The organism is Acinetobacter sp. RF14B, from assembly GCF_006864105.1.
In the GTDB taxonomy this organism is placed as follows: Bacteria; Pseudomonadota; Gammaproteobacteria; order Pseudomonadales; family Moraxellaceae; genus Acinetobacter; species Acinetobacter lwoffii_C.
The window spans coordinates 1-7,804 of record NZ_SMTB01000102.1 but is presented as its reverse complement, the minus strand read 5'-3'; the positions used below and the strand labels follow the sequence as shown (position 1 = coordinate 7,804).

Here is a 7,804-nt window from a genome sequence, read left to right as displayed (position 1 = left end):
GTCGGCTTCCGGATCCAGTCCCATTTTACTGAGGATAGAGTTGACTTTGGTTTCCAGGGCCCAGCCATCCAGCAGATCCATCTGGTGTTGTAAGTTACCCATGCGGTCACAGGCTTCCATATCACCGAGCACACATGCTTCGCTGGCTTCATGATAAGCACGCAGGACTTCTGCAGCTTTACCAGCCCCGTCTGCGACGATATCTGCGACCTTGCCAGAATCCATCGGCACGTCTTGGGCCAGCATGGAAATGGTGATGCCATTTTGTAAGGAAACTTCACCAGCATCCGGGAGTAAGCTTCCTTCAATCAGTTTAAGTAAGGTAGACTTACCTTCACCATTACGGCCAATCAAACACACCCGTTCGCCGCGTTCCAAGTTAAAATTCGCGCCGTCGAGCAAGGCAGGTCCGCCAAATGCCAGTTGGACATCCCTTAAGGTAATATAGGCCATAATGTTTCCTGAAATCCCAAATGAGGACTTAAAATGACTAAACAACAAAATCTAAATGATCAGGCGTCATTTTCCGCACCCATTGAAGATTTGCAAGTGCGAATTGCATTTTTAGATGATTTAGTTGAACAACTGAATCAGCAGGTGAGCCTGCAGCATCTGGAAATTATCGATTTAAAAAAACAAATGCAGCTGTTATATCAACGTGTTGAGTCTGCTGACCTGTCTGAAGGAATTGATGCTTTTGACCCGATTAGCAACCGTCCACCACATTATTAATTTGCAAGTGATTATGAAAAAAGAAACCCTACTAATCGTAAGGGTTTCTTTTTTAGAGAGCTTGCAGCGCATCAGCCTCGGCACCTATCGGCAATTTTTGCCGCTTTTTAGATGATTTTTCAGATATATCCACCTTTGCCCACGTAGAAAACTGTTTGACCTTTCACGCGCTTCCTACTCTAATAGAGTATTTCAGGTTTATGCTTAATCTTGCCTTATGCGCCAAAAAGTTGTCCTTCTCGATCTTGAAAATAACTTTCCTACAGCCCAGCTGCTACGTAATATCGTCGAGCATTATCCGAGTTTATATCTGTTTAACTGTGCAGGAAAATTCGAATTTGCTCTGGAAGATCTTACCGAGCTTGCCAGTTGGATTAGCAGTGGACAGGTTGTGATTCTGGATACGCCAGAAGCACCACATAAAGAATATGAATATGCCGTGATCGTCGGGCAGTTGATGGCCTTGTTGGAAGCCGATACCCAAGTTGAGCTGATTTCGGCTATGGACAGCAGTGAGCTGCTGATGGACATGCTGCAAGCCTCAGAAATTCCGTGTAGCCTGATCCAGATTCAGCCGGATGATGCCGCTTCTGCCCAAGATAAACCGAAGATCCAATTGCCCAGCATTCAGACCATCAAAGCCAAGCCTGCTTTGCAGCTGGTCAAAAAATATTGCGATGCCTTGGGCAAGATGAGTGGCAAACCGGGGACACTGGAAAGCTTGAAAAACTCGGTCAGCAATATCCTGCAAGTGCTGCCAGCTCAGGCACAGCATGTCATTGGAATGCTGATTAACCTGAAAATTGTCAAACGCTATGACGAGCAGGTCAGCTTCCGTAAAAAGGTATTAAAACAATGGGTACAACTGGATCTGGAAGAGCAGGGGACTGTTGAAAAGCTCTCGCTGGATCAGGCGCTGTCACAGCTTCATAAGGAAGAGCCAGTGACTGAAGCTGCTCAACCTTCTATTCAGTCGGTCCAGCAGGAATTGTTTAAAAACTTCAGTAAATTTGATCCTGTACAGCTGGAAGTGGCACGTAAAATGCGCGCATTGCAGGGGGATAAGCCCAAAGATATTTATGCACTGCGTGACCTGCTGGAGCAGTTATTTCCCAAGTCCGATGTGCGCCTTTTACTTAAAGAGTTGATTGAAAAGGGATATGTTTATTGGAATGGGCACGAAGTACTATATAGCCATGAGATGTTTCTAAATTAGAATCAGTTTATAAGAGCATATGAAAAAGTACTGTTAGTGTCGACTTGCTGGCAATGATGGGCTTTCAGGCAATAACACAGTAAAGACCTTCCGCCTAGCAGAGTGGCCAAGCTGGCTTTACAGCAGATTGACTCAGATAAAGCCGAGTTTAAAGCGCTATTCGTGGGCAAATTATGATTAAAAAATCAGCCTAAACAGTTCAACTCTTTCACTAATGTTTTGAAATCCTGGTTAAAAGCATGGTCTATCCCTATCCAGCGGACGATTGGTCAGTTAAAGCAGGATCGGCTACTTCATAGCCAGGATCAGACAGTAAGTTAGGAGATCCAGCTCAAGCCCGCTAACTGCAACTGGACTAACTGTATAGTGATGATTTAATAAAAATTGCTACTAACAGCTGTTTTGTAAATACAATTCTGTACGAGGTTTGGAGCCGTCATCTGTACAGGATTTATTCAAGCTTTGAAGCAACAAAATATTGTAAAACATGAGAGTAGCAAGCCGGTTTATAATGACCAGCTGATTCAGGCCAAGGAAAATCTGGATGCCTTCAGTGTGATTGACGCCGCGAGTATAGCCGCTATGATCAGCCTGCTCGATACTGAAATCCTGTCTTAACACAAACGAATCAAAGTTATAGAAGAAGAGAATAAAATAGTATTTCGCAAGCGATGCTTGCGTTTTATATTGTGCTTATGCAACTCTAATATAAGAGCATAAAGGTTAAACTATGGAAAATACCGGAATCTGGGTGGCACTCGTCATCATTATTTTTGTGCTGGGGTCGATCTTTGGACTGCGCATTAGTCCTCGGGAAAAAGCCTTAGGCATAATGCGTGACAAAGCCCGTAAAATAGGGCTGCACCCGCGACTGGTGGTTGCACCAGAATGGACCAAAGTTCCCAAAGCGACAGAGAGTCGTGCCAGTATGGTGGCATATTATAGCATCCTGCTCCCAGAGGCGCGGTTGCCACTCATGCGTGCCCGTGTGGTCGACAATAAGCTCGAGCTGGTGCAGGGCGATGATAAATTTGCAGATTTTCCCATTGCATTAAAGGGCATTTATGCTATTGATATGCAGGCAAACTGTGTAGGAGTCTATTGGGATGAAGAAGCTGATCTTAGAGCGACTCAACTAGACGAGATCAAGACACTTTTACATGCTTTGACTGAACTTTAATTTTAGATATGAACAGGATTAACGGTTAATATGGCGAACGCTCCTCGGTCCACATCAAAAAGCAGCACGGCAAAAACTTCCGACGCTGGAAGTAAACGTGCCTTGGTGATTGTGGAGTCGCCTGCAAAAGCGAAAACAATCAACAAGTATCTCGGTCCAAACTACATTGTGAAATCTTCAGTAGGTCATGTGCGTGACCTGCCAACCGGTGGTTCTGCCAAGAGTGCAGAGAAAAAACCGGCGACACGAGTCAAATTGACCGACGCTGAAAAAGCTGAAAAGGCACAAAATGCGTTGATTAACCGGATGGGCGTCGATCCAGAGCATGGATGGAAGGCCAAATATGAAGTCCTTCCGGGTAAAGAAGGCGTGGTCGCTGAACTGAAAAAGCTGGCATCACAAGTTGATGAAGTTTATCTTGCAACGGATTTGGACCGTGAAGGGGAAGCGATTGCCTGGCATTTAAAAGAAGTGATCGGGGGAGATGATTCACGTTACCAGCGTGTGGTCTTTAACGAAATTACCAAAAATGCCATTCAGGAAGCCTTTAAACAGCCAGCACGTCTGGATACCAATAAAGTCAATGCCCAACAGGCGCGCCGTTTTCTGGACCGTGTGGTCGGCTTCATGATTTCGCCACTGCTATGGGAAAAGATTGCCCGTGGTCTGTCTGCCGGTCGGGTGCAATCGGTGGCGGTCAAGCTGGTCGTCGAACGTGAATGTGAAATCCGCAAATTTATTCCTGAAGAATACTGGCAGGTTTTTGCCGATACCCAATCCAATAAAGACAATATCCGTCTGGAAGCGGTCAAGCAACATGGCAAGACCTTAAAGCTGCGTAACAAAGATGAAACCGACGCGCTTTTAAACCTGATTAAAGATGCCGAATACAAGGTCATCACGCGTGAGGATAAGCCGACCAAGGTAAATCCAAGCGCGCCTTATATCACCTCGACCTTGCAGCAAGCCGCCAGTACCCGCTTGGGGTTTTCGGTGAAGAAAACCATGATGCTGGCGCAGCGCCTGTATGAAGCTGGTTTTATTACCTATATGCGTACCGACTCGACCTTCTTGAGTGCAGATGCTGTCAATATGGTGCGTGATCATATCGAGTCCGAATACGGTACAAAATACTTGCCGGCCCAGCCGAACCGTTATGGCAATAAGGCGGGTGCACAAGAAGCCCACGAAGCAATCCGTCCATCAAATGTGGCATTGAAAGGTGATAGCCTGGCCGGAGTAGAACGTGATGCGCAGCGTCTGTATGACCTGATCTGGCGCCAGTTTGTCGCTTGCCAGATGACCCCGGCAGAATATCTGTCCTCGACCATTTTAGTGGATGCCAATGGGGTAGAACTGAAAGCCAAAGGCCGTACGCTGGTATTTGATGGTTTTACCAAAGTCCGTGGTCAGAACAAGTCTGATGATGATGTGCTGTTACCGGCGGTTAAAGTCGGCGAAGTACTAAAACTGGAAAAACTTGATCCTTCTCAGCACTTTACCAAGCCGCCAGCACGCTTTACCGAAGCTTCACTGGTGAAAGAGCTGGAGAAAAAAGGTATTGGCCGTCCATCAACCTATGCTGCGATTATTTCTACTATTCAGGATCGGGGTTATGTGAAGCTGGAAAACCGTCGTCTCTATGCCGAAAAGATGGGCGAGATCGTCACCGATCGTCTGGATGAAAGCTTCAATAACCTGATGAACTACGACTTTACTGCCGATCTTGAAGGACAACTGGATAAGGTCGCGGATGGCGAGCGTAACTGGAAAGAGCTGCTGGACAGTTTCTATGGTGATTTCAAACAACGACTGACCAATGCCCAAGGCGAGAACGGAATGCGCCGTAATCAGCCGGTAGAAGTTGAGGCAGTACATTGTAAAGAATGTGACCGTCCGATGCAGATTCGTACCGGAACTACGGGAGTATTTCTGGGTTGTTCAGGCTATAACCTGCCACCGAAAGAGCGTTGCAAAGGTACATTTAACCTGACCCCGGTTGAATCTTTGGCTGCCCTTTCCGATGATGACGCTGCAGAAACAGCAGATCTGATGTCTAAAAAACGCTGTCCAATCTGCTCAACCGCGATGGACAGTTATGTGATTGATGGCGGGCGTAAACTGCATATCTGTGGGAATAACCCGGATTGTGCCGGTTATGAGCTTGAAGAAGGCGAGTTTAAAATCAAGGGGTACGACGGCCCAACCATTCCATGTGATAAATGTGATGGAGAAATGCAGCTGAAGACTGGCCGTTTTGGTCCTTATTTTGCCTGCAACAACTGTGATAATACCCGCAAAGTCCTGAAAAATGGCCAGCCTGCACCGCCGCGTGTGGATCCGATCAAGATGGAACATTTGCGCTCAACCAAGCATGATGACTACTTTGTCCTGCGTGATGGGGCAGCAGGTCTATTCCTGGCGGCAAGCAAGTTCCCGAAAGTTCGTGAAACCCGGGCCCCTAAAGTAGCAGAATTGCGGACTGTGGCAGATCAAATTGATCCAAAATATCAGTTCCTGTTACAGGCACCCGATGTGGACCCTGAAGGAAATCCGACTCTGGTAAAATTCAGCCGTAAGAACCAGGCCCAATATGTGGGTTCGGAAACACCAGAGGGCAAGCAGACCAAGTGGTCTCTGGTATATCAGGATGGCAAATGGGTGGAAGCCTAAAGCTTAAAAATATTCAAAAAATGCTGACGAATGTCGGCATTTTTTATTTATGATGTATGCCATTTTAAAAATAACGATAAGGCAGTTTTGGGGCAATGTGGAAAAAGATTCGGATTCTGATTTTATTGGTGATTCTACTGATTGTGGCCGTTAATGCCTATCGGGACCGGAATCAGGACTGGAATAAGCCGGTTTTTGTCCTACTGCATCCGGTCAATGCTGATGGATTGGCCACTACTCAAAATTATATCCAGCAGCTGTCAGTACAGGATCTGGAAGAGGCCCGGACTTATTTGCAAACCTCTGCACAGCAGTATCGCGGAAAGCCGACTTATTTTTATTTTAATCTGGGGCGTGAACTGAAGGAATTGCCGCCTAAAGTGCCTGAGCAGGCGTCTTTATTGCAAACGGTAGGCTGGAGCCTAAAATTCAGGTTTTATGCCTGGCAACAACATCAGGACTCAGATCCATCGGCCAACGTGACCTTGTTTTTAAATTACTATGACCCGGCCCGAACCAGCCAGTTAAAACATTCCACCGCTTTACAAAAAGGTCGGATTGGTTCAGTCAATTTATTTGCCTCCGAAAAACAGGCTGAACAGAATAAAATTGTGCTGGTACATGAGTTATTGCATGCCTTTGGAGCCTCGGATAAATATGACTTGGCCACAGGCCAACCCATTTTTCCAGTAGGTTATGCTGACCCCAAGCAGCAGCCTTTATATCCACAGGCCAAAGCGGAGCTGATGGCGGGCCATCTGCCGATATCGCAAAGCACCAGTAAAATGCCCGCATCTTTAAAGCAGACCCTGTTGAATGAAATAACGGCTATTGAACTTGGCTGGAAACAATAAAAGAGAGTGTGGATAACACTAAAATTATCCACAGTCTATAACCAGCCTGAGGGATAAAAGTAGCACTTTTACACCTTTTGTTCATTTGAATTGAGTATGATCAATAAGAGAAAAAGATCATTGGAGATGAAAGAATGAAAACAGTAGGCAATGACTTGGTGCGCAGCCAGCTGCATCAACAGCGAAAATGGTATCTGGGACTGGGTATCTTATTGATGATTTTCGGTCTGGTCTTACTGGCTACTTTACCTTTTGCCACCCTGTCCGCAGTCTTTATGTTCGGGGCATTTATGATGATGGGTGGAATTCTGCATTTTATTGCGGCATTCAAAATTTTTCAGGGTGGTTTTCGCTGGTTCTGGGCCTTGTTCGGGGTTTTATATCTCCTGGCCGGATATTATGCTTTTAGCACCCCTGTACAGACAGCAGTGGTCTTGACTCATATTCTGGCCATTATCCTGATTATTGCCGGGGTTATCCGTATCCTGAATGCGCTTTTGTTCCGTACTGCACGTGGATGGGGCTGGACTTTGTTATCCGGTGTATTCACCCTGCTGGCCGGTGTAGTCATTTTACAGTCCCCTGATGCACCATTTTGGGTATTGGGTTTATTTCTGGCCATTGATATTCTATTTCAAGGCGTGAATTACCTGTCACTGGCTACCTATATCCGCCGCGAAGTTCCAAAAAGCTCAGCAGAACTTTAAATAGACAGTTAAACACAGCTCTATATATTTGTGTTGTATGATGAATAAAAAACTGGGGATCAGTGGATGGCGAAAATCTTTGTACTTGCACCGGATTCCTTTAAGGAAAGTCTGAGCGCTGTCCAGGTCTGCCAGGCCATGCAGAGTGGCATTCTTCAGGTCTGTCCGGATGCTGTCTGCCTGGCAGTGCCGATGGCAGACGGCGGTGAAGGAACGGTAGATGCCTTAATCTCTAGCTTAAAGGGGCAGCAGGTTTTTTGTCAGGTCACCGGCCCATTGGCCAGTCAGCGGATCAACACCTATTTTGGTCTGGTCGATGAGGGCCGGACCGCCGTGATTGAAATGGCCAAGGCCAATGGCATTCATTTGTTAGCCTCCTCACAGCGTAATCCGATGTTGACCTCCAGCTACGGAACGGGCGAGATGATCCGGCAGGCGCTAG

At 46.4% G+C, this 7,804-nt stretch carries 9 protein-coding genes; 8 read left to right on the top strand and 1 reads right to left on the bottom strand.

The window, feature by feature from the left end:
* The coding region (locus tag E2K52_RS12410) for an ATP-binding cassette domain-containing protein (RefSeq protein WP_151205385.1) at positions 1–453 on the bottom strand (453 nt) is incomplete at its 3' end.
* A gap of 33 nt (positions 454–486) precedes the next feature.
* Between E2K52_RS12410 and E2K52_RS12405 the strand changes: the two genes are divergently transcribed.
* From E2K52_RS12405 to E2K52_RS12375, 8 genes are all read left to right on the top strand, one after another.
* Positions 487–732, top strand: coding sequence for a SlyX family protein (locus E2K52_RS12405; protein ID WP_151205384.1), 246 nt, complete (start codon positions 487–489; stop codon positions 730–732).
* 217 nt (positions 733–949) lie between these two features.
* Positions 950–1,948, top strand: coding sequence for a hypothetical protein (locus E2K52_RS12400; RefSeq protein WP_151205383.1), 999 nt, complete (start codon positions 950–952; stop codon positions 1,946–1,948).
* A gap of 462 nt (positions 1,949–2,410) precedes the next feature.
* Entirely contained in the window at positions 2,411–2,566 is a 156-nt protein-coding gene (locus E2K52_RS15080; RefSeq protein ID WP_153228196.1) for a hypothetical protein, read from the top strand.
* A 112-nt stretch (positions 2,567–2,678) separates the two neighbouring features.
* Positions 2,679–3,128: an ammonium transporter gene (locus E2K52_RS12395; protein ID WP_151205382.1), complete on the top strand. Its 450-nt coding sequence runs from the start codon at positions 2,679–2,681 to the stop codon at positions 3,126–3,128.
* A 30-nt stretch (positions 3,129–3,158) separates the two neighbouring features.
* A complete protein-coding gene (gene topA, locus E2K52_RS12390; protein ID WP_151205381.1) occupies positions 3,159–5,801 on the top strand; it encodes a type I DNA topoisomerase in 2,643 nt (880 codons plus the stop codon).
* A 95-nt stretch (positions 5,802–5,896) separates the two neighbouring features.
* A complete protein-coding gene (locus E2K52_RS12385) occupies positions 5,897–6,655 on the top strand; it encodes a hypothetical protein (RefSeq protein ID WP_151205380.1) in 759 nt (252 codons plus the stop codon).
* 134 nt (positions 6,656–6,789) lie between these two features.
* A complete protein-coding gene (locus tag E2K52_RS12380; protein ID WP_151205379.1) occupies positions 6,790–7,362 on the top strand; it encodes an HdeD family acid-resistance protein in 573 nt (190 codons plus the stop codon).
* Positions 7,363–7,428: 66 nt separating this feature from the next.
* Positions 7,429–7,804 (top strand): glycerate kinase (locus E2K52_RS12375; protein ID WP_151205378.1); only part of this gene is annotated, 376 nt, incomplete at its 3' end.